A 21425-nucleotide genomic window follows, 5' to 3' on the forward strand; every position below is an offset into this window, starting at 1 on the left:
ACCTGGATCGCAAACGACGTCTTTGGCAACATTATCGCGCAATGTGGGGACAAATACCCCAAGATGACCGATTTGAAACGTAGGCGGCTTTATTCAATGGTTCGAAGGGTATATCCGCGCTAGTTCGTGCCGCGGAAGCCCTTGCCCACGATCTCGGAGCTGTCAACGATCGTGATAAACGCATCTGGATCGATATCGCGGGTATAGCGGCGCAGTTGCACTGCTTCGCGACGGCTCAGCACGCTCATGATCACCGTCACGCAATTGCCCGAGAAGGCGCCGTAGCCGCGGCTGATCGTTGCCGTGCGGTTGAGATGCTTGACGATAAACTCCTCGACTTTACGTGGCTCTGCGCAAATAATCGTACAGACCTTGCGCAAGTGAATGCTCTCGATGGCCTTGTCGACCACAAGCGTCTTGGCAAAGAGGCCGAGCACGCAGTACAGGCCAACGCGCGGACCGTACAAAAAGGCCGCGATGGTCACGATGCCGATATCGACCAACAGCAAGGCGCGTCCGATCTCGAGCGTCGTGCGACGCTTGAGGATCATGGCAAGGATATCGGTGCCGCCCGTCGAGGCGCCAATATCAAAGACAATGGCACTGCCGAGCGCCGGCAAAATCACGGCAAAACACAGGTCGAGCCACATATCTCCCGTCATCGAAACATCCGTCGGAATGAAGAGCTCAAACAGCGAGACGTAGGCCGAAAGCGCAAACGAGGCAAAAACGCTCCAAAGGATTGCCTTGCGCTCCAAAAAGATAAAGCCCAAGACGACGAGAACCGCATTGATGATCCACATAAAGACGCCGACGGGCAGAGTCGGGAACAGCGTGGAAAGAATGACCGACACGCCCGAGGTTCCGCCGAAGGCAAAGTGATTGGGGGTTTTAAACGCAACGATGGCGAACGCCGTGAGGATCAGGCCCAGATTGAGCTCGGCGAAAAAGCGCGGGAAGCCCGGCTCCTGGCTGCGCTTGCGGCCGGCACGCTCGCCGCGCTCGATATCGGCGCGATCGACCACGCGCTCCATCGGCACCACGGGAGGACGATGCACCTCCTCGGCGGCACGCGATGCCGCCTCTGCCGCGGCGGCCTCAATCGCCCATGCCTTGCTTTCTGTTTCGTGCTCGTCGGCCATTACGGCAACCCCTCGTTAACAATTTGGAAACAATGCGCCCATTAGGGTAACGCGGAACGCGAAGATTGCAACCCTAAGTTAGACGAGCGGAATGACTACATCGAGGGCATATAGAAAACGGTCGACCGCACTTTTGCTTGCGCGGTCGACCGTTTAGCGTTTTCGCAGGTAAAACCTATCGAAACAAACCTGTCCCTATTTGGTAGGTTACTCGTGCTGGCTGGTGCGATGCTCGTACTCCTCGGGGGTGATGACATCCTCGATGCGCAGGTTGACGCCTGCCACCTCAAGGCCGGTCATCGCGGCCAGACGCTCGGTCACGCGCGCCTTAACGTCGTCGAAAATCGCGGGTGCGTAGGCGCCGTACTCGATAATGACGGAAATGTTGACGACCACGCGGTTGTCATCGGTGACCTCGACCGTCACGCCCTTGGTCAGGTTCTCGGCACCAAACTGCTCCTGCACAAAGTGCATAAGGTTGCCCTTCATGCCCAGGACGTGCGGCACCTCGCGGGTGGCCATGGCGACGATCTTCTCGATCACACCGTTGGAATAGGTCAGCGAATCCTCGGACTCGTCCGCTTCCTCGTCATCCTCGTCCGCATCGTCGGCGGGCTCGGCCTCGACGAGCGCCCCGTCCTCGAGCGTTACGTCCTCAGCCTCGGCGGCGACGGTCTCGTCTGCCTCGAGCTCGGTATCGGCCACATCGACCTTCGTGTTAAAAGCCATGGTTCCTCCTTATGCCCACCGCACACGCGGCGGTCGAATACATACTAGCGGCCGCTAAACAGACGGCCGAAGAAGTTGACGATCCCGTTCTCGCCGTCACGGATCTGGCCAATCACGGCGCCGATCAGCACAAAGAATGCGATGACGAGTGTGTCCCACAGGCCGAGCGTGAGCACCAGCACGGCGAGCACAAAACCAGCGACAGCTCCGAGCGTGGTGTTGGGATGACGGACGGCATAGCTCCAGATGGCCGCCCCCGTACCCTTGATGAGACCCATGGCCTCGTCAAAGTCGCTGGCGGCGCTGTCGTGCTGCTTGCCGGCCTCGGGCTTGGTGTCGGCGGACTCGCCTGCCGGCGTAGCGTTCTGGTCGATCGTCAGGCGCGGGGTGCGGACGGTCTTGTCTTGATTGGTATCACTCACCGGAAACCTCCACGGTCTGGACGGTAGTCTTGGACGGCAAAAAACGGACGCGTGCGGTCGTGCCCGGCGTGCCGAGCATGGTGTCGCAGGCCTCCTCGATACGTTGCTGCATCGCGGTTGCAAGGGAGGCCACGTCCCGGTCATCGAGCGCGATGGCGTCGACCTTAAAACGGACGAGCGATTCGTCGGAACCCTGCACGCGCGCCTCGACATGCTCGACCATCACACGGTCGTCGCGCTCTGCCGCAGCGCGAGCGCACGAGGAAAGCGCTGCGAGGGTGACCTCGATGTTGCGCTCCCCCGCCGGATGCACGCAAGACGGCTCGCGACGCGCGAACATCAGGCGGAAAAACCCGATGAGCACGCCAAGTGCCACGATGGCGGCGCACACCGTAACGACGACGCGAGGCATGGTGTCACGCAACAGCAGCATAAAGCGATACGTATACGGTCCCCAGAACTGGCAGACAAGCGTGCCCAGCGCCACGATGGCGGCGGCAAGGTACACGGTTGCTAGGGCTCGTTTGAGTACGCGCACGCGCGCTCCCTTCAGGTTTCGGTCCACAGAATGCAAAACGATTCGCATCATTATAAAAGAGCCGGGTCCGGTGCCATACGCACGCGGATCCGGCTCATCTATTCCACGAGGCTTGTATGCTCGCTTCATTATGCCCAGATATGCACGGCTTAACCCGTGCAGGCGCTACTCCTCCTCGAGGGCAGCGATGACCTCGTCGGTCATGTCCATGGTGCTGTAAACATCCTGAACGTCGTCGAGCTCCTCGAGACGGTCGATGAGGCGCTGGACCTTCTTGGCGTCGGCACCGGAGACCTCGGTCGGGGTGGTCGGAACCATAGTGGTCTCGGAGCCCTTGACCTGGATGCCCTGCTCCTCGAGCGCCTTGGAAACAGCCATGACGTCGTTGGCGGCGGTCCAAACGATCCACTCCTCGCCGGCGTCCTCGTAGTCGTCGCCACCGGCCTCGGCGATAGCCATCATGAACTCTTCCTCGTCACCGGCAGCACCGTTGGCGATCATGGTCTCCTTCTTGGCGTTCTCGTCCAGAATCTCCTTGGCGACGACGATCTGGCCCTTGCGCTCAAACTGGAAGGCGACGGAGCCGGAGGTGCCCAGGTTGCCGCCAGCGTGGGAGAAGGCGGAACGGACATCGGCGGCGGTACGGTTGCGGTTATCGGTCAGGCAGTCGACGTAGACGGCAACGCCGGCGGGGCCATAGCCCTCGTACACGATGTTCTCGTAGACGGCGGCATCGGCACCCGAACCGAAGGCCTTGTCGATAGCGGACTTGATCTTGTCCTTGGGCATGGACTGAGCCTTGGCCTTGGCAACAGCAGCGGCGAGGCTGGCGTTGTTCTCGGGCAGCGGGTCGCCGCCGAGACGGGCAGCAACGGTGATGTTGCGGCTCAGCTTGGAGAAGAGGGCGGAACGCTTGGCGTCCTGCGCGCCCTTACGATGCTTGGTTGTGGCCCACTTAGAGTGTCCGGACATACGTGTCTCCTATCGGTTTCGACCTAAAGCCCAGCGCAGATGCTCGGGCAATATAAACAAACGTCGTTATGATATACCTACTGGCCTGCGAGATAAACCCCAAAATGAAGGCGTCGTGATGATGCAGCCCCTTGGTGCAAAGTAACCTGTCCCCTTTGCACCAAGTTAGAACCAGAGAAGGTCGCTGCGGGTGATGGTGGCGCCGATGGCGAAGGGCATGCAGGCGATGACTGGATACAGGTAGCGCATGTAGGTCGAGCCGTTGCAGGGACCGATCAGGCACACGGCGAGCACGCCCAGCAGCGGCACCCAAATGGCCAGCCCGCGCCACGAATGACGACGTAGCAGATAGACCACCACAGCGATCATGATCCACACATAGGTGGCCGAGCTCATGGTGAGCGAGATAAACGGGATGCGTTGTACTGCCACGCGATACAGGTTGATCAGGTGGTCGCACCAGCGCACAACCTTGCTATCGACCGGATGGAAGTCGAAGTACTTGAGGTTATCGGGCTTCGCCATGATCTCGGCACTGCGCGCCGTGCTGTAGACCCACGCATCGCGGGCACTCGGATAAAAGTAGCCGTAGTAGTTATTGATGAGCGCCGAGATATAGCACTCGGGATCCTTTTTGAACATCTGGGCCCACACCTCAAAATAGGCCTTGATGTCCTCCTGCGAGGCGTACTCGTTAAAACAGTTTTTTACGGCATCCGACTTGTCGGGGTTGTAGCGGCGGCCCAGATTCTCGTACTTGAGCACCCGATCGATCGCAGCGCGTTCCTTATCGGTCACCAGACCGTCGCAGGGAGCTTCCTCAATCGTGCCGTCGTCTTTGACCTTGGGGTTAACGCCCGAATTAAGGCCGTCGTGCTTTTGGACGAAGCGCGCCGTCTGTTGAAACGGAATCGAGAGGATCTCGCGCTTGGAGCCCGGCGTGATATCGTGCGCGGGCATAAAGACCTTGGTAAAGTACATGTTGGAGGCAAGGCAGAGCGCGAGCACCGCGAGAACGCCGGCCCAGCGGAAGCGCGGCGTGGCGCATGAGGGTGCGACGCCAGACTGTTTGACCACGCGACGGGCCACATGCGCGTCCCAGGCGCAAAACGCCGCCGCAATCACGCAGGCCGCCAACGGAAAGACCAGGCCGCCATTGCGCAAAAACGTGGAACCCATGGCGCCCAGCACGAGCAACAGCCAGTCGTGGCGCGCAAAGAGCACAGGCGTGCGCTCGCCCGCGCGCTCGGCATTGACATCGCGACGGGGCAGGCCACATGCCACGAGCTTGACGGTCTGAACGAGCAGCACCAGAAACGCATCGGCAAACAGTACGTCTTTGGTCAGCAGCGCCGCGTAGTTGGAGAACATCGGCATAAACGCAAAGAACAGCAAGATGACGCCGCGGACCGGCAGGCTCACGCCCAGCTTACGCAGCGACGATATGGAATAGGCCACACAGGCGGCCGTGATGACAAATTGGGCGCAGGTGTAGATGGCAAGACCCGCATTGGCGCTATTGAATAGCGAAAGCCCCAGTTGCACACACGAGCCGATGATGGCCGTGTGCACCACCGGATGATGGCCGTTGAGCAGCACGTTGGGGTTAAGCAGGCGCAGGTAGTCGCTCGTGCCGTTGGGATAGTTGAACCATTGGCGGATCTGCGCGCCCGTATCTCCCATAAAGAGGCCGGGCAGCGAGGCGATAAGCGTGGGCGCCCAGACAATCATGAGTACAAGAAACGGCCCAACAAAAGGATGGACCGAGAGCACGGCGTGGGTAACACGCCACACGCGGCCAAAATGCGCCTCCGAAAACGGAATGCGGCGAGAACTCAACCAATCCAAAAACTCAAAAGCCAGATAGAAGGCCACAATCGCCAGAAGCATCCAGCCCGCGCCGCCAATCCAGGCGCAGATAACGCGCGCCTTGTCGCCCAGCACAATCTCGGCCGAATCGGTGAGGTCGTAACTGCGGCCGAACACCATGCAGACGGCAAAGAACAGCGACGGCAGCACGACCGAGGGGCGCCAAGCGTCACCGCGGCCAAAGAACACATAGCGAAACGGTAGCGTGAGTAGGCAGGCCAGCGCGAGCAGCATCACAGCGTCGGTATGGCCGGCAAATGAGAGGAGTACCTCGTAGCACACGTAAAGCATGCCCGTCGCCTTGGGATCGATCGCCAGGACCGCGTTGCTCGACACCGGGGCGGGATCGATGGAAAACGCCGTGGTCGCCAGCAGGGCGAGCAAAAATGCGACGAACGTCTGCTTGGCGGGATAGCGCTTAAACCAAACGATGCGGGCGGCGTCGCGCGCAGCCGTTGTGGAGAGATCGGAATCCTTCACAGTCCGAAAAGCCTTTCTAGAAACCTGCCAAAAGGGACAGGCTTATTTTGGCAGGTTTTATCTGGGGAAACGTTACGGTTCTGTCATCATTGCCTGGCAAAACCACCACAAAGGTGCCTGTCCCCTTTGTGGTGTATGTGGTGGTTAGGCGTCGAGATAGATGCGCTGGGGACGGTTGCGGCGGAGGGCAAAAATGATGAGCGCCAGGCCCGCGATCACGAGCGGCAAACTCAGCAGCTGGCCCATGGTGATGACGCCGCCCAGCAGATAGCCCAGCTGGGCATCGGGCACGCGCACGAACTCAACGAAAAAGCGGACGATGCCGTACCCCATCACAAACACACCCATAAACGTACCCTGGGGCAGCAGCGGTTTTTTGCGGCTGAGCACCTGCAGAATGCAAAAGAGCACAATGCCCTCGAGAAATGCCTCGTAGAGCTGGGATGGATGGCGCGGCATATCGCCCGCTGTCCCGCCAAAGATCACGCCCCAGGGCAGATCGGTCGGCTTGCCCCACAGCTCGCCGTTGACAAAGTTGGCGCAGCGCCCCAGGCACAGGGCCAGCGGAGCACCGATAACGGCAAGGTCGGCGATGGTCCAGGCGTCGAGCTTGTACATGCGGCACACGAGCACGCCTCCGATGATGCCGCCCACCAGGCCGCCATGGAAACTCATGCCGCCTTCGTTGGTGGCAAAGATCTCGAGCGGATGCGCCCAGTAGTAGCCGTCACCGTAAAAGATGACGTAGAACAGACGGGCGCCAATGATGAGGCCAAAGACCACACCAACCACGACACTCATCAGGTCGTCGACCGTAATGTCAAAACCCCAACGACGCTGCGTGCGGTACATGACGACCGCCGTGAGCAGAGCTCCGACCACATAGGCCAAGCCGTACCAGTAGATGGTGATGGGCCCCGCCGAAATGGCGACAGGATCAAGCATATGGTAGAGGTCGTTGAGCATATCGGTCCCCCTGCTCCCTACATACAAATGCGGCCGCGGGCCTTTCGCTCGCAGCCGCACATTTGGGCATGACGTCTATGCGGAGCACATCGCCCGCAGCTTTCGCTTCTCAGAACGGCGCATACTCGTCGTACAGATCCTCGACCTCGCCGGAGGCATTGACCTGCTCGACACGCGTAACGCCGGGCACGTGCTCCTTGAGGATACGCTCGACGCCCATGGAAAGCGTCAGAGCGCTCATGGGGCAACCGGCGCAGGCGCCCTGGAGCTCCAGCTTGACGACGCCCTCGTCATCAACGCCCATATACTCCATGTCGCCGCCGTCGGCCTGCAGGTTGGGGCGAATCTCTTCAAGAACCTTCTTAAGCAGCTCTTCGTTAACAGCCACAGGGGCTCCTTTCTCACAATAACGCGGGCGCGCCCGCGGACAGAGCTATGTTACTACAGCCATGTACCCGCTCGCGAGCCGTCCATGCGCGCGGACACGACTTTCACGAGCAGTTAATTTGACAGTCAATTTGGAACGGGGCTTAATTAGCCGCTTTTGCCAACGCCCGGCGCTCGTACACGCTGCCGCTACTGCTGCGTTTGTTCCCCGGTACCAATGTGGACATCGACGATAACCTGGCGGAAGCTAATGCCACAGGAGTCGAGAATGCGGCGACTGATGCGGCCGTCGTCGGTGTCGGCGTACTTATTGTCCAGATAGACAACCTCGCCCACACCTACCTGCGCCAGGATTTTGGCACAGTCGTGGCACGGGAACAGCGTGACGTAGACCGTGGAACCCTCAAGGTCCTTGAGCGAGCCGCGGTAGTTGAGCACGGCGTTGGCCTCGGCATGAACTACGTAGTTATGCTTGTCCTGCAGCGGGTCATCGCTCGTGCCCCACGGGAAAAAGTCGTCGTTGAGCGCCGAGGGCGTACCGTTGTAGCCCACCGAAAGAATGCGGTGGTTGGTGCTGGCGATGCACGCGCCCACCTGCGTATTGGGATCCTTGCTGCGGCGCTGCGCGGCGATGGCCACGCTCATAAAGAACTCGTCCCAGCTAATAACGTCGCGGCGCTTGCCCGACGCGGTTTGATGAAGATCGTCCGACATGGCAGACACCTCCGAAATCGAAATAGTTTGGCCCATTGTAGCAGGTGAAAGGCGGGGCTGTTTCCTCCCGGCGCCGACGTTCTTGGCTTTATGCGCGGCGAGGCTTTTGGTTGATGCGGTACAGCTCGGCGAGACCCCGCAGCGTCAGCGCGTCGTCTACCGTCAGGCTGTGGCCGACCAACGCCGCGAGCGCCTCGGCATCGTCGCCGGTGATGACAATGGGCACGCCGCCCTCGCCTGCCGCCTTGGTCGAGCGCATCTCGGCAAGCACCATGTCGAGCATGCCGTCGATACGGGCCACCTCGCCCAAGACCACGCCCGAGCGCATGGCCTCGCGCGTGTTGCGACCGATCACATGCGTGGGTGCCGAGGGCTCGACTTGCGGCAGGCGCGCCGCAGCGGCCGAGAGCGAGCGAGCGCCGAGCGCCAGCCCCGGCGCGATAACACCGCCGACAAAGGTTCCGCGCGCATCGATGACCTCGATATTGGTCGTAGTACCCAGGTCGATCACGATGCACGGAGAGCCGTAGACGGCACGGGCCGCCACGGCGTCGGCGATGCGATCGGGACCGATCTCGGCCGGGTCGTCGTAGTGCACGGGCATGCCGGTCTTAAGTCCCGGCCCCACGGTGAGCACGCGCCCCGTGCAGGTACGGGAAAGTGCCGCCTTCCACGGGCGCTCGAGCGCCGGCACCACGCAGCTCAGCACTGCTGCCGCGGGAAAGAGCACACCAGGCATGCCCGCATCGGCTGCCAGTGCGCCCATGACCCGCGCGAGCCTCATGCGCGCCTCATCGGCCGTAATGCTCGGCGGCGTCGTGATCTCGCACGTCGCAAGCGGGCATTCCTGCGCCGCGGCCGAATCCTCGGCAAACAGACCAAAGCGAATGAACGTGTTGCCCACGTCGACCGTCAATATATATGCGCACCCATTAAGCATCGTCGGCGCTCCTTTCGTCTGCCCAGCAGTATATCGCCTACCCGAACCAGCCATCCCAGGTAGTCATTTTGGGACGGGGCTATTTTAGCTACCCCAATATGTCGGTTGATATTTGCCCCAATCCCAGATAATTCGTCGACTGTCAAAGGGTAGCTAAAATAGCCCCGTCCCAAAATGACTACCTTGCCGCTATACTGATGCGCGGTCGTGCGCGAGCTCACGCGGCGGCCCTTGGTAACCCGACTTCCCGCGCCGTATCCGTAGCGGCGCTTGCGGGGGAAGCGGATATACGCAAAGGAGTTCTATATGGGCAATCCCTCGAACCGCACCTCTATGCGCGGTCAACTCACGCTGCGCGGCGTCGTCATCGGCGTCCTTGGCTGCGTGATTATCACGGCAAGCTCGGCCTACACGGCCCTCAAGATGGGCGCCCTCCCCTGGCCGATCATTTTCGCTGCCGTCATCTCGTTGTTCTTCCTTAAGCTCATGGGCAATGCCAGCCTCAACGAGGCCAACGTTACCCACACCATCATGTCCGCGGGTGCCATGGTCGCCGGCGGCCTGGCGTTTACCATCCCGGGCGCCTGGATGCTGGGCTATGCCGACCAGATCAGCTGGCTCGACATGTTTATCGTGGCGCTCGCCGGCACCATTTTGGGCCTTCTGGCAACGGCGCTCATCCACCGTCACTTTATCGTGGACGCCGCGCTGGAGTTTCCCACCGGCAACGCCGCAGCCCAGACCCTGCGTGCTACCGAGGCCGGCGGCAAGACCGGCAAGCAGCTCTTTGGCTCCATGGCCATCGCAGGCATCTATAGCGTGCTGCGCGACGCCCTGGGCGTGGTGCCCAGCATGCTGTGCACGCTCAATATCCCCGGCGTGACCTTTGCCATCTACAACTCGCCCATGTTGCTGTCCATCGGCTTTTTGGTGGGCTTTGCCCCCGTCGCCTTCTGGTTTGCCGGCGCGCTGCTGGGCAACTTTGGCATTATCGTCGGCGGCACCGCTGCCGGCCTGTTCGATATTGTGACCGCGCAGGGTATCGTCAAGTCCTTAGGTATGGGCCTTATGATGGGCTTTGGCGTCGCCGTCGTCCTTAAAGACATCCTGCCGCAGGTCGCCGGTATCGTTCGCGGTCTTGCCGCCGACAGCTCCACCGACACCGACGAGCAGTCGCTCATCTCGGGCTCGCTTAAGCTCGACGCCGGCATCATCGGCCTGGGCACCGCCGCCATCGCCGTGATCATCGCCATCGCGCTCGACCTTGGCCCCGTCCCAGCCGTCATCGTCACGCTGTTCACCTTTGTCACCACCATCATGAGTGCGCAGAGCTGCGGCCAGACGGGTATCGACCCCATGGAGATCTTTGGCCTCATCGTCATGCTCATCGTAGCGGCCTTCGCGCAGCTTGCTCAGGTCAAGCTGTTCTTTATCGCCGGCATCGTGGCCGTGGCGTGCGGCCTTGCGGGCGACGTCATGAACGACTTTAAGGCCGGCGCCATGCTGGGCACCAACCCGCGCGCACAGTGGATCGGCCAGGCCATCGGCGGCATCGTGGGCGCACTGGTCGCTGCCGCCGTCATGGTCGCGCTCGTCACCGCCTATGGTCCGGACGCCTTTGGTCCCGACAAGAGCTTTGTGGCCGCACAGGCAAGCGTAGTCGCCACCATGGTCTCGGGCATCCCGAGCGTGCCGTGGTTCGCAGGCGGTTTTATCGCCGGCATCGTCATGTATTGGCTCGGCATTCCGGCCATGATGATCGGTCTGGGCGTGTACCTGCCGTTCTACATGTCGCTCACGGCCTTCTTGGGCTCCTGCGTCAAGCTCGCCTACGACAAGTGGGCCGCACACCGCGACGCCGCCGGTCTTTCGGGCAAAGAGAAGGCTTCCAAGGATGCTGCCTTCCAGGAGCAGGGCCTGGTCGTCGCCAGCGGCCTGCTGGGGGGCGAGTCTGTCGTTGGCGTTATCCTGGCGTTTGTCTCCGTCGGCCTGAGTCTGCTGGGCTAAACCCAACAACAACGTACCCGTACAGAGCGCAGGGTCGGAGACCATCCGGCCCCGCGCTCTGTATCTGTCGAAACACTCGGCCGCAACCGCATTTGACGTCCCCCTTACCTGCTCGTCTAAGTTTCACGTCAAGATGACCGCCCCGCCCGCCACGGTGTAGAGTACATGCTGCGAGCGCACCCGCGTTCCTGCGGCAATACGAGGTGGACATGGAACTCGACAAACAACAGATCAAGCGACTACGCAAACGCCATCACCGGCGCCACGGCATTCGACCTGCCCATAGTGAGGCCCTGGAGAACACCGGCCGCTTCCTAAAGCGCGCATTCAACATTCGCGAGGGTCGCGCACCCTATCACGTGATTCGCAAGCGCTTTGTAAACGGGGCGCGGCTGACCGGCTCGCACTTATGCATCCTCATCATCGCCATGCTCATCGCGAGCATCGGCCTCGATATCGACTCGGACATTGCCATCGTGGGCGCCATGCTCATCTGCCCACTCATGGGGTCGGTCCTTGCCATGGCATATGGCATCGCCACGCTCGACCGCGAGATTGCCGTCGAGGCCGTCGCCGGCCTCGCGCTACAGATGGCCTTTTGTCTGATCACGTCCACGCTGTATTTTAAGCTCTCGCCCCTTGGCACCACCACGGCCGCCATCATCGACAACTCGACGCCCACTGTGTGGGACCTTGCCGTCGCGCTCGCGGGCGGCTTTGCGGGCGGGCTGGGCAACTCGCGTGACCAGGAACCTGCCACGCTTATCGCCGGCGTGGCCGTGGCGACCGCGCTCATGCCGCCCCTGTGCGCGGCGGGCTATGGCATCGCCATTGCAAGCGGGTCACTGTTTCTCTCGGCGCTTTATGAGTTTGGCATCAACGTGGTCTTTATCGCACTGGCTGCCGAAGCCGTGCTGCTTCTTTTGCGCGTGCCGCTCAAGCGCGACCTGAACGGCGACGGTATTGTGACTGCTGAAGAAAACGCCGAGGTCAACGAGCTATCACGCAAGGTGCGCCGCCGCATCATCGTGGGCACGGTGATCTTTGCCATCCCCTGCATTATTATGACGGCGGGGTCTATTGGCTCGGCGCAGGCCGGCGTGCAAGACGGCTACGGCGTCACTGAAACCACGCGCGAACTTGCGGCGGTGCTGCCGGGCTTTAAGGATTACACCGTCGCCGTCGAGACCTCGGCTACCGAGGGCGACAAGGAGGGCGTTGTCGAGCGCCAGACTGTCGCTCGCGTAACGACAAGCGAGACGCTCGGGGCGCACGACCGCCGTGTTGCCCGCAAGCTCATCGACCTCAACGTACCCGAACTCGATCGCGTGGAGTTTGACGTGAAGTGATGCGGAACGTGAGGTAGGCCCGGTACGAGCGCGCGCAGCCGCGGGGCACAGGCACAGCCAAGCGCAGCGCTACAGCTCGTACTTGTACACGCGGTAGATGTACTTCTCGGCTTCCATCTCGTACGTGGCAATGGGCAGTCCATAGCGATCGTACTCGGCAAAGGTCTTGGCTATGCCCGATGCCACGAGCATGCTATTCGAATCGCCGACGCGCTGCGCGCTACTTACGTAACCTGAGAACGGCACTGCGATCTGGTCCACAAGCTCGTAGGTGCGCGCGGTCTCGTCCACCGTAAAAATGCGCCCAAACGAATGCGTTCCTTTGCTGTAGTCGGTCACTACCGCAGCGCCCAGCTGGCCCCAGTCGAACTTGGGATAGCTCTCGGCAACACCAAAGTTGTTGTCGTATAGCAGCACCTGGTAGCGACCAGTCGCGGTCGTCTCGTCGTTTGGCAGATAGGTCACACTATGCTGGCCTGCGTTGAGCGAAAAATCGCCTTGAGCCTGCAGCAACTTGTCCTCAAAGCCCGAGCCGGCCCAAAACTCTGGCGAGCCCATAAGCCAATCGACCGTAGGCGTACCGTAGATATCCGTGAGCTTGATGACCGTTGAGGTCTCGCGCGAGCTGAGCAAAACGGTGCCGCCGCCGAGCCACTGGATCGTGTTGATGTGAATCCAATCCAGGTCGCCGTCCGAGGCAACCTTGGCGCTTGCCTTGAGGTCGGGGAATATATCGCCCAGGTCCACGACGAGAGAAACGTCACCTGTTGTTATGTCGACCTTAATGATGAGGTCCTCTACATTAACGCGATCGTCCTTATCTTTTTTGGCGGCCGCGCGATCGACGTCCAAATCGGCTTCGGAGCCGGCGTGACTCGCCAGCACCAGCAGGTTGCCATCGTCATCGAAAGCGTAGTCGTGGTGTAGCTCGTAGTCACCCGTGCTCCAGACGTTTACCACCTGGCCGATGGCGTTGATCTGGGCCATCTTGGTAGTCGAGACGCTCATGATCATGCTGCCGTCGCCCGGGAACAGCAGGCGGTGGCTGCGGTAGCCGACAATCGGCACCTCGCCGCGAATCTGGCCGTCGTTGTCGTAGAGGTACATAAAGTCGAGCTTGGACGAGTCGTTGCCCAGAATAGTAAAGAGACCATCGGCAAGCGGCGTATTGGACTCCCCCGACGTGACGGCGAGCTGCTCTTCTTCCTCGCCTTTGAGAGCCGGCGTCTTGACCGTGAACGTCGAGGTGCGGCTGATACCATCTTGTGCCGTGCAAGTGATGGTTACCGTGTTTTTGTGGTTGGGAATGAGGCCGATGACCTTGAACTCGTGTTCCGTGGCCGGCGCGTCGCCGCCGTGGGGCGTATGGGAAAACGCGGCGACCTTGGGCGTGTCACCAGTCTTTTTGCGACCGGCGACCTTGTAGGAGACGGTTACGGAATCCGTTGTCTCAAAGCGAACGTAGCAGCTCAGGGTATCGGTGCCAAAGGGATCCTGCGCGATAAACGGAGTGGTCTCGTTGTAGCCGCCGTCAGCGTACTCGGCATCGAGCCGCTCCTTGATGGCCGCCTGCTTCTCGACGTCGTAGGTCGCGACAATCTGCTTGTGGAGTTTCTTTTGCTCGTCAGTGAGCTCGTTGCTCGCAGTAGATGCGGCGCCCGTGCCGGCCCCGCCGACCGAGCAGCCCATGAGCCCTGTCCCGGCAAGCGCCAGCGTGCCCGCCGCACCCGCAAGAGCCGCTCGACGCGAAAACAGTCTGCTGTCCTTGTCACTCAATTCCATATCGTTACCGTCTTTGAATACCATTGTTGTTCCCTCATATACCACGGCGTTTGCCCAGCCCTGTCTAATTATGACTCGCAGTTTAACAAACGCCCCTTAATGCAAGTTTAAGCTTGTAGCGATACGGAAACGCGGGGCGCGAAGGGAATCCGCAACCCTTCCGCTCCCAAGTGATCAATCGGGGCGGCCGCGATGGTGCTCGATCCAGTCCACGGCAAAGTCGACAAGTTCGCGTTGGCGCATAAAGCGGATTGTCCCGTTGCCGAGCGGCGCTGCGGCGCACTGACACTGCAAATGATACGTTTCTCAATGTTGCCGAGGAATCTTTTTAGTACTTGAAGAAGCCCTCACCCGAGCTTTCGCCCAGCTTGCCTTCGTCGAGCATCTGCTTGAGGACGGATGCCATGGCCTTAAAGTTGTAGGGCATCATCATCTTTTTGAGCAGCGGGCTCACCAAGCCCGGCACCTTCTGATACTGCATGACGATGTTGTAGGCTGTCTGGATGCCCACGGTGTCGAACACGCGGAACGGGCCCTTGGGCGCGCCAGTGCCGCGCGTCCATGCGAGGTCGATGCTCTTGGGGTCGCTGACGCCCGAGACGTACAGATCAAGGCCCGAAAGCAGCCACGGCACCAGCATGGAATTGAGCAGATAGCCGTTCTTTTCCTTGTTGACGGGCAGGGCAAGCATACGGATGTCGCTGGCAAAGTCGACGAGCTCATCGAAATAGCGCTTGTCGGTCTGGTCCTGAGCCATGACCTCGGTCATGTTGTTCTTCCAGATGGAGTTGGCAAAGTGCAGCGACAGGTACTTCTCGGGGCGGCCGGTGTACTTGGCAAAGGTGCTCGGCAGCAGCGTGGAGGAGTTCGTCACGACAACGGTCTTTTGCGGGAGAACCGGGGCGAGCTTCTTGTAGAAGTCGATCTTTGCCTGGGTGTCCTCGGCCATCGACTCGATAACCAGATCGGCGTCGGCCACTGCCTTGGCAAGATCGAGCTCTAGCTTGAGTGTGGAGTAGGCACGCTCGACGGCGGCGAGCGCCGCCTCCTTGTCGAAGGGCTGGTCGCTATCGGCGATACCGGCACACCACTCGCCCGTGCCGTCCGCCATGCCCTCGATAGCCGCGATGTACTCCTCGCGCACATGATCGATCTTGGGCTGAGTGCGGCCGATGCTGCCCTCGCTGCGCAGCCAGATCGTCACATCGAAGCCGCAGTAGGCAGCCTGAAAGGCAATCTGGCTTCCCAACACGCCGCCACCGGCAACACAAACGGTCTTGTAGCTCATAGGAACAGTCCTCTCTTACGTAATTCCATGGTTGTGTATTTATTCAACCGTAAGGATGACGCGCGCTGGGGGTGGGTTCCATAAACGGACGGTAATTTGCGGCGAACGGCTACATATGTTCATTATCTCAGGGTTCCAAGGGCGATTTTTGGTGCCACTGAGACGTCGTTTTCGGAAGAGGTGATAGTTGGGGTGTTTACGCAGCATATGTCCAGCAAAAACGGGTGGTAGCCGATACGGCTACCACCCGGTTGTCTCATATCTAGCACATAGCAGGCCAACTACTTCTTAATGCCGCGTCCCAGACGCTTGGCGACCGATGCAACGGCCTCCTCGCTGACCGAGCCACAGCTCACGCAGCCATCATGGGCACGCATCTGGCCGGTGACCTCGTCCATCGCGAGCGGCGCCACCTTCTCGAGCTTAAAGCCCTTACCGGCGCGCATGTTTTCCTTGGCCACGCTGATCATGAGCTTAATGCGGTTGAGCTGGTTGACCTCGGACGCGCCGGGGTCGTAGTCCACCGCGACAATGTTGCTCTCGGGGTGCCGACGGCGCAGCTCCTTGATCACGGCCTTGCCCACCACGTGGTTAGGCAGGCACGCAAAGGGCTGCGTGCAGATGATGTTGGGCGCGCCATGGTCAATCAGGTCGAGCATCTCGGCCGTGAGCAGCCAGCCTTCGCCCATGTTGTTGCACACCGAAAGCACCGTACGGGCCTTGTCCGCCATGGTGCCGATGCGCTCGGGCGCCTCAAAGCGGCGGGACTTTTGGAGCAGCTCCTCCACCGGCGTACGCATCCAGTCCACGAGCTTGATGAGCGCCTGCATACCAGCGCGCGTGGTTGCAGAGCTTCCGAGCTCATCCTTCTGCAGCTCGGCGTTGCTCATGGAGTACAGGAAGAAGTCGAGCAGGCCCGGCACCACGGCCTCGCAGCCCTCGCGCTCGATAACGTCGACCACGTGGTTGTTGGCTGTGGGGTGGAACTTGACCAAGATCTCGCCGACCACGCCCACGCGCGGCTTGGTGCCCTCGCCCACGAGCGGCATGGTGTCGAACGCGCGGATGGCCTCGCGGCACAGCTTGGTGTAGTTGTGGCGGTTGAACTTGGGCGCCAGCTTGCGGGCGCGCGCCATGTACTCCTCGTAGAGTGCGTTGGCGGCACCGGGCGTAGCCTCGTATGGACGACAGCGATAAAGCATCTGCATCATCACGTCGCCAAAGAGCACCGCGTAGACTGCCTGCTTAAGCAGCGCCGGCGTAATCTTAAAGCCGGGGTTGTCCTCACCGAGCGCCACCGCCGAAAGCGAGATCACCGGGATCTCGGGGTGGCCGCTCTCGCGCAGGGCCTTGCGGATGAGTGCGATGTAGTTGGTGGCACGGCAGCCGCCGCCGGTCTGGCTGATAACCACGGCCGTCCTGGACAGGTCGTACCGGCCGCTCTCGATGGCCTCCATAATCTGGCCGGTCACCAAAATGGACGGATAGCAAATGTCATTGTTCACATAGCGCAGGCCGGCCTCGACGGCGTCGTGATCGGTCGAGGGCAGCAGCTCCAAGTTGTAGCCGGCACCGCGGAACACCTCTTTGACTAGGTCAAAGTGGATCGGCGCCATCTGCGGGCACAGGATGGTGTAGCCCTCCTCGCGCATCTGCTCGGTAAAGGGCACCTTGGGCCACGCGGTCGATGCGCTCTCGCGCTGAGCCTCGAACGTGTACTTGCGGCTCGCGAATGCGGGGGCATCCGTGGAGGGAGCCACCGGCGCGGCATCGCCCTGCTCGTAGGTCTCGCCCGCGGCCGCGGCCTCGGCCATGCGCTCGGCCTCCTGGTCCTTAAGCGCGGCCATGAGCGAGCGGATGCGGATGCGCGCGGCGCCCAGGTTGGACACCTCGTCGATCTTGAGCACGGTGTAGATCTTGCCGCTGGCCTCCAGAATCTCCTGCACCTGATCGGTAGTCAGAGCGTCCAGGCCGCAGCCGAAAGAGTTGAGCTGGATCAGGTCCAGGTCGTTGCGCATCGTCACAAAACGGGCGACGGCGTACAGGCGGCTGTGGTACATCCACTGGTCGACGACGCGGATGGGGCGCTCGGGCTTCACCAGGTGCGCAAGCGAATCCTCGGTAAAGACCGCAAAGCCAAAGCTCGAGATAAGCTCGGGCAGGGCGTGGTTGATCTCGGGGTCGTTGTGGTAGGGGCGGCCGGCGAGCACGATGCCGTGACCGCCGTGGTCCTCGACCCACTTAAGGGTCTCCTCGCCCATGGTCTGGATGTCCTCGTGGAAGCGTGCATCGGCCTCAAAGGCAGCGTTGACGGCGGCATCGACCTCGGAGCGCGTGATCTTGGGACCGCGCACGCGACCGCGACCGGCCTCAGCATCGGCCACGCGGTCGACGGCAAGCACCTGGTACAAGCGGCGCTTGAGCTCGGTCTTGTCGTGATAGGGCACAAACGGGTACAGGAACTCGATGTTCTGCTCACGGATCTCGTCGATGTTGAGCGCCAGCGCCGTGGGGTAGCTCATGACGATGGGGCAGTTATAGCAATTGCCAGCCGTCGGATCCTCCTTGCGCTCCCAGCGAACGCACGGCATCCAGATAAAGTCGACATCGCGGTCGATAAGGTTCATCACGTGGCCGTGGCTCATCTTGGCCGGATAGCACACGCTCTCGGACGGCATGGACTCGATGCCCGCCTGGTAGGTCTTCTTGCTCGACTGGTCGGACAGCTGCACGCTAAAGCCCAAGCGCGTAAAGAACGCGTGCCAGAAGGGGTAGTTCTCGTACATGTTGAGTGCGCGCGGGATACCCACGGTGCCGCGCGGGGCCTCGTCGGGGCTCAGTACCTCGCGATTAAAGAGCAACTCGTTTTTCTTTTTGAAGAGGTTGGGGGCCTCGGTCTTTTGCTTTTTGTGGCCGGCGCCCTTCTCGCAGCGGTTGCCGGTAATGAAGCGCCTGCCGCCGCCAAAGTCGTTGACGGTGAGCTGGCAGTTGTTGGAGCAACGGCCGCAGCGGACGTGCTTTTGCGTCACAGTGAGGTGCGCGATGTCCTCGGCCGAAAGGATGGTCGAGGTGCCGTCGGCGCCAGCGCGATCGCGGGCGAGCAAGGCCGCACCATAGGCGCCCATGCAGCCGGCGATGTCGGGACGCACGGCATGAATGCCGGTGAGCTGCTCAAACGCGCGCAGCGTGGCATCGGACATAAAGGTGCCGCCCTGGACGATCACCTGGCTTCCGATCTCCTTGGGATCGCGCAGCTTAATGACCTTGAACAGGGCATTCTTAATGACGGAATAGGACAGACCGGCCGCGATGTCGCCCACCGTGGCGCCTTCCTTTTGCGCCTGCTTAACACGCGAATTCATAAAGACCGTGCAGCGACTGCCCAGGTCCACCGGAGCCTTGGCATGGATGGCGGCGTCGGCGAACGCGCGCACGTCCATGTTCATAGAGACGGCGAAGCTCTCGATAAAGCTACCGCAGCCCGACGAGCAGGCCTCGTTGAGCATGATATGCTCGATAACGCCGTCCTTGACGCGCAGGCACTTCATGTCCTGGCCGCCGATGTCCAGGATAAACTCGACGCCGGGCAGGAACGCCTTGGCGCCGCGTAGGTGCGCGACGGTCTCGATCTCGCCGGAATCGGCCTTGAGGGCCTCGATGAGCAGCGCCTCGCCGTAACCCGTGGTGGTCACGTGGCCGATGGTGCAGCCGGCGGGGATGTGGTTGTAGAAATCGGCCATGATGACCTTGGCCGTACCCAGGATGTCACCGTTGTTGTTGCCGTACCAGGTATGCAGCAACTGGCCGCCCTCACCCACAAGCGCGGCCTTCATGGTGGTGGAACCGGCGTCGATACCGATGAACACGCGACCGGTGTAGCCTTCGAGCTTGCCCTTGGGAACGACCTCGGTGTCGTGGCGGGTCTTGAACTCGGCAAAGTCCTCGTCGGTGGCAAAGAGCGGATCCAGACGCTCGACCTCGGCGCCCTGTGTGTCACCCAGGGCATCGATGGCCTCGATGAGCTGCGGGAACGTGCTGAGCTTATTGGACTCGTGCGCCATGGCGGCACCGCTCGCCACAAACAGGTGAGCATTTTGGGGCACGATGCGGTGCTCCTCGTCCAGGTTGAGCGTGAGGTAGAAGCGATGGCGCAGCTCGGAGAGATACTGCAGCGGGCCGCCCAGGAAGGCGACGTTACCGCGGATGGGACGGCCGCACGCCAGGCCCGAGATGGTCTGGGTCACGACGGCCTGGAAGATGGAGGCGGCCACGTCCTCGGGGCGGGCGCCCTCGTTGAGCAGAGGCTGGACATCGGTCTTGGCAAAGACGCCGCAGCGGCTGGCGATGGGATAGATGGTGGTGGCGTTGGCCGCGAGCTCGTTAAGGCCGCTGGCGTCGGTGTGCAGCAGGGTTGCCATCTGGTCGATGAACGCACCCGTACCGCCGGCACAGGTGCCGTTCATGCGCTGCTCAATGCCGTTATCGAAGTAGATGATCTTGGCGTCCTCGCCGCCCAGCTCGATGGCGACATCGGTGGCAGGTATGAGGGTCTCGACGGCGCGCTTGCTGGCGATGACCTCTTGGACAAACTCCAGCTCGAGCCACTGGGACAGCAGCAGGCCGCCCGAGCCGGTAATGGCGCAGGTCATTTGGGCCGTCGGCAGCACGGCCGCAGCACCCTCGAACAGGTCGCGGGCGCAAGCGCGGACGTCGGTGTGGTGGCGCTGGTACTTGGCGTAGACGAGCTGGTTGTCATCGTTGAGCACGGCGAGCTTGACGGTGGTGGAGCCAACGTCGATGCCCAGGTGCAGGTTGCCGTGGGCGTTGTCGGGGTTGAAGATTGCGCCTTCGGGGGCGTGGGCGGCGGCTGCGGGCTCGCTAGCGACGGACGTCTCCCCTGCCGCATTCTTGGCATCGGCAACTACCTCGGCAACTTTCTCGGCAGCCGCGGTCGCGGCCTTCTGCGCGGCGTCCACCACGGTGGGCGCAGCCTCGCGTGCGGCGGCGACCATACGGTCCTTGATGCCCTCGACGAGTTTGCTCATTGTCTCTCCTCTTAGTTGTTGGACTCGACGGTTACGGCGGTGTCGGCCGCGTCCTCGAGCTGCAAGTTCAATAGCTTCATGCCGTACTCCGGCACGTTGATATCGATGGGTTGGCCATACAGGTCACCAGGACGCACAAAAGCGAGCACCGTCATCATGCGCGCCATGGCCTCGGGCGATTCGGTGAGCCCACGCTCAAACCAGCGCTGAATCATGCCGACCTCGGCACTCACGACGTAGGTGACGTAGTAGTCAAAGAACGTGCCCAGCGCCAGGCCCAAAATGCCCGTCTGTGCACGCGGCACCACAGCCTCACGCGCGGTGTCGATAATCCTTTTAATGAAGGCCTGGTCGCCGCCCGGACCCAGCAGAGCACCGATCAAGTCGCGGTTGGCCGCAAGATAACGCAGTAGCTCAACCGAACCGGGCGCCGGCTCGAGCTCATCGATGTTGTGATAGAGATCGGGCAGCCGAGCTGCGGTGATGAGCTCAATACGCTCACGGATCTCGGCCAGCAAGCCGTCCTCGATTTGATTGATAAAGTCGGGGATATCGCGGTAGTGCGAATAGAACGTACGGCGCGTGAGGCCAGCACGCTCGGTGAGCGACGCGACGTTAATGCGCGAAAGATCGCCGCTTTCGGCTAGTTCGCTGGCAAGTGCCTGGCGAAGGGCACGCTGCGAGCGAAGGGACCGGCGATCGCATTTCTCGAGCTGGGACAAGCGTCCTCCTTGTTACTCTGCCTGTGCGCTATTGCACAGTGCGAGTATTATTGCACACCGTGTGTATCAACAC

Annotated in this window: 16 protein-coding genes; 2 read left to right on the plus strand and 14 right to left on the minus strand. The window is 61.3% G+C overall.

Annotation, left to right across the window (positions count from 1 at the left end):
* Window positions 1–119: 119 nt before the first annotated feature.
* The 10 genes from ACTM86_RS01725 to ACTM86_RS01770 all read right to left on the minus strand — a co-directional run bounded on the left by ACTM86_RS01725 (window position 120) and on the right by ACTM86_RS01770 (window position 9159).
* Window positions 120–1142 carry a YitT family protein gene (locus tag ACTM86_RS01725; RefSeq protein ID WP_427728028.1) on the minus strand — a complete coding sequence of 341 codons (1023 nt, stop codon included), beginning with the start codon at window positions 1140–1142 and terminating at the stop codon, window positions 120–122.
* A 207-nt stretch (window positions 1143–1349) separates the two neighbouring features.
* Window positions 1350–1871, minus strand: coding sequence for an Asp23/Gls24 family envelope stress response protein (locus tag ACTM86_RS01730; protein WP_154514821.1), 522 nt, complete (start codon window positions 1869–1871; stop codon window positions 1350–1352).
* Window positions 1872–1915: 44 nt separating this feature from the next.
* A complete protein-coding gene (locus ACTM86_RS01735; RefSeq protein ID WP_441015152.1) occupies window positions 1916–2293 on the minus strand; it encodes a DUF2273 domain-containing protein in 378 nt (125 codons plus the stop codon).
* Window positions 2286–2831 (minus strand): hypothetical protein, encoded by a 546-nt coding sequence (locus tag ACTM86_RS01740; RefSeq protein WP_441015154.1) that lies wholly within the window; start codon window positions 2829–2831, stop codon window positions 2286–2288. Before ACTM86_RS01740 ends, ACTM86_RS01735 begins: the two co-directional genes overlap by 8 nt.
* Before the next feature lie 165 nt (window positions 2832–2996).
* Entirely contained in the window at window positions 2997–3803 is an 807-nt protein-coding gene (locus ACTM86_RS01745; protein WP_154514825.1) for a YebC/PmpR family DNA-binding transcriptional regulator, read from the minus strand.
* Between the two features lie 165 nt (window positions 3804–3968).
* Entirely contained in the window at window positions 3969–6152 is a 2184-nt protein-coding gene (locus ACTM86_RS01750; protein WP_441015156.1) for a DUF6020 family protein, read from the minus strand.
* Window positions 6153–6296: 144 nt separating this feature from the next.
* Complete coding sequence (lgt, locus tag ACTM86_RS01755) at window positions 6297–7118, minus strand: prolipoprotein diacylglyceryl transferase (RefSeq protein WP_427747670.1); 822 nt, start codon at window positions 7116–7118, stop codon at window positions 6297–6299.
* 109 nt (window positions 7119–7227) lie between these two features.
* Complete coding sequence (locus tag ACTM86_RS01760) at window positions 7228–7506, minus strand: NifU family protein (RefSeq protein WP_427718265.1); 279 nt, start codon at window positions 7504–7506, stop codon at window positions 7228–7230.
* Between the two features lie 188 nt (window positions 7507–7694).
* The gene (locus ACTM86_RS01765) at window positions 7695–8219 is read right to left on the minus strand and encodes a deoxycytidylate deaminase (protein WP_154514829.1); all 525 of its coding nucleotides are present in this window, start codon (window positions 8217–8219) and stop codon (window positions 7695–7697) included.
* A gap of 88 nt (window positions 8220–8307) precedes the next feature.
* A complete protein-coding gene (locus ACTM86_RS01770; protein WP_441015158.1) occupies window positions 8308–9159 on the minus strand; it encodes a type III pantothenate kinase in 852 nt (283 codons plus the stop codon).
* Window positions 9160–9465: 306 nt separating this feature from the next.
* Here ACTM86_RS01770 and ACTM86_RS01775 point away from each other — a divergent pair, with 306 nt between their 5' ends.
* Both ACTM86_RS01775 and ACTM86_RS01780 read left to right on the plus strand, forming a co-directional pair.
* Window positions 9466–11166: an OPT/YSL family transporter gene (locus tag ACTM86_RS01775; protein WP_441015159.1), complete on the plus strand. Its 1701-nt coding sequence runs from the start codon at window positions 9466–9468 to the stop codon at window positions 11164–11166.
* 209 nt (window positions 11167–11375) lie between these two features.
* Entirely contained in the window at window positions 11376–12515 is a 1140-nt protein-coding gene (locus ACTM86_RS01780) for a DUF389 domain-containing protein (RefSeq protein ID WP_441015161.1), read from the plus strand.
* A gap of 69 nt (window positions 12516–12584) precedes the next feature.
* On the opposite strand, the gene ACTM86_RS01785 is transcribed toward ACTM86_RS01780, so the two are convergent.
* The 4 genes from ACTM86_RS01785 to ACTM86_RS01800 all read right to left on the minus strand — a co-directional run bounded on the left by ACTM86_RS01785 (window position 12585) and on the right by ACTM86_RS01800 (window position 21352).
* Window positions 12585–14321, minus strand: a complete 1737-nt coding sequence (locus ACTM86_RS01785) for an aryl-sulfate sulfotransferase (RefSeq protein ID WP_441036917.1) — start codon at window positions 14319–14321, stop codon at window positions 12585–12587.
* Between the two features lie 304 nt (window positions 14322–14625).
* The gene (locus tag ACTM86_RS01790) at window positions 14626–15585 is read right to left on the minus strand and encodes a 3-hydroxyacyl-CoA dehydrogenase (protein WP_154514839.1); all 960 of its coding nucleotides are present in this window, start codon (window positions 15583–15585) and stop codon (window positions 14626–14628) included.
* A gap of 281 nt (window positions 15586–15866) precedes the next feature.
* Window positions 15867–20630, minus strand: coding sequence for an acyl-CoA dehydratase activase-related protein (locus tag ACTM86_RS01795; protein ID WP_441015165.1), 4764 nt, complete (start codon window positions 20628–20630; stop codon window positions 15867–15869).
* Between the two features lie 11 nt (window positions 20631–20641).
* The gene (locus ACTM86_RS01800) at window positions 20642–21352 is read right to left on the minus strand and encodes a TetR/AcrR family transcriptional regulator (protein WP_154514843.1); all 711 of its coding nucleotides are present in this window, start codon (window positions 21350–21352) and stop codon (window positions 20642–20644) included.
* Window positions 21353–21425 lie beyond the last annotated feature (73 nt).

The sequence above is a fragment of the Collinsella sp. HCP3S3_E11 genome (assembly GCF_052067375.1).
Lineage (GTDB): Bacteria > Actinomycetota > Coriobacteriia > Coriobacteriales > Coriobacteriaceae > Collinsella.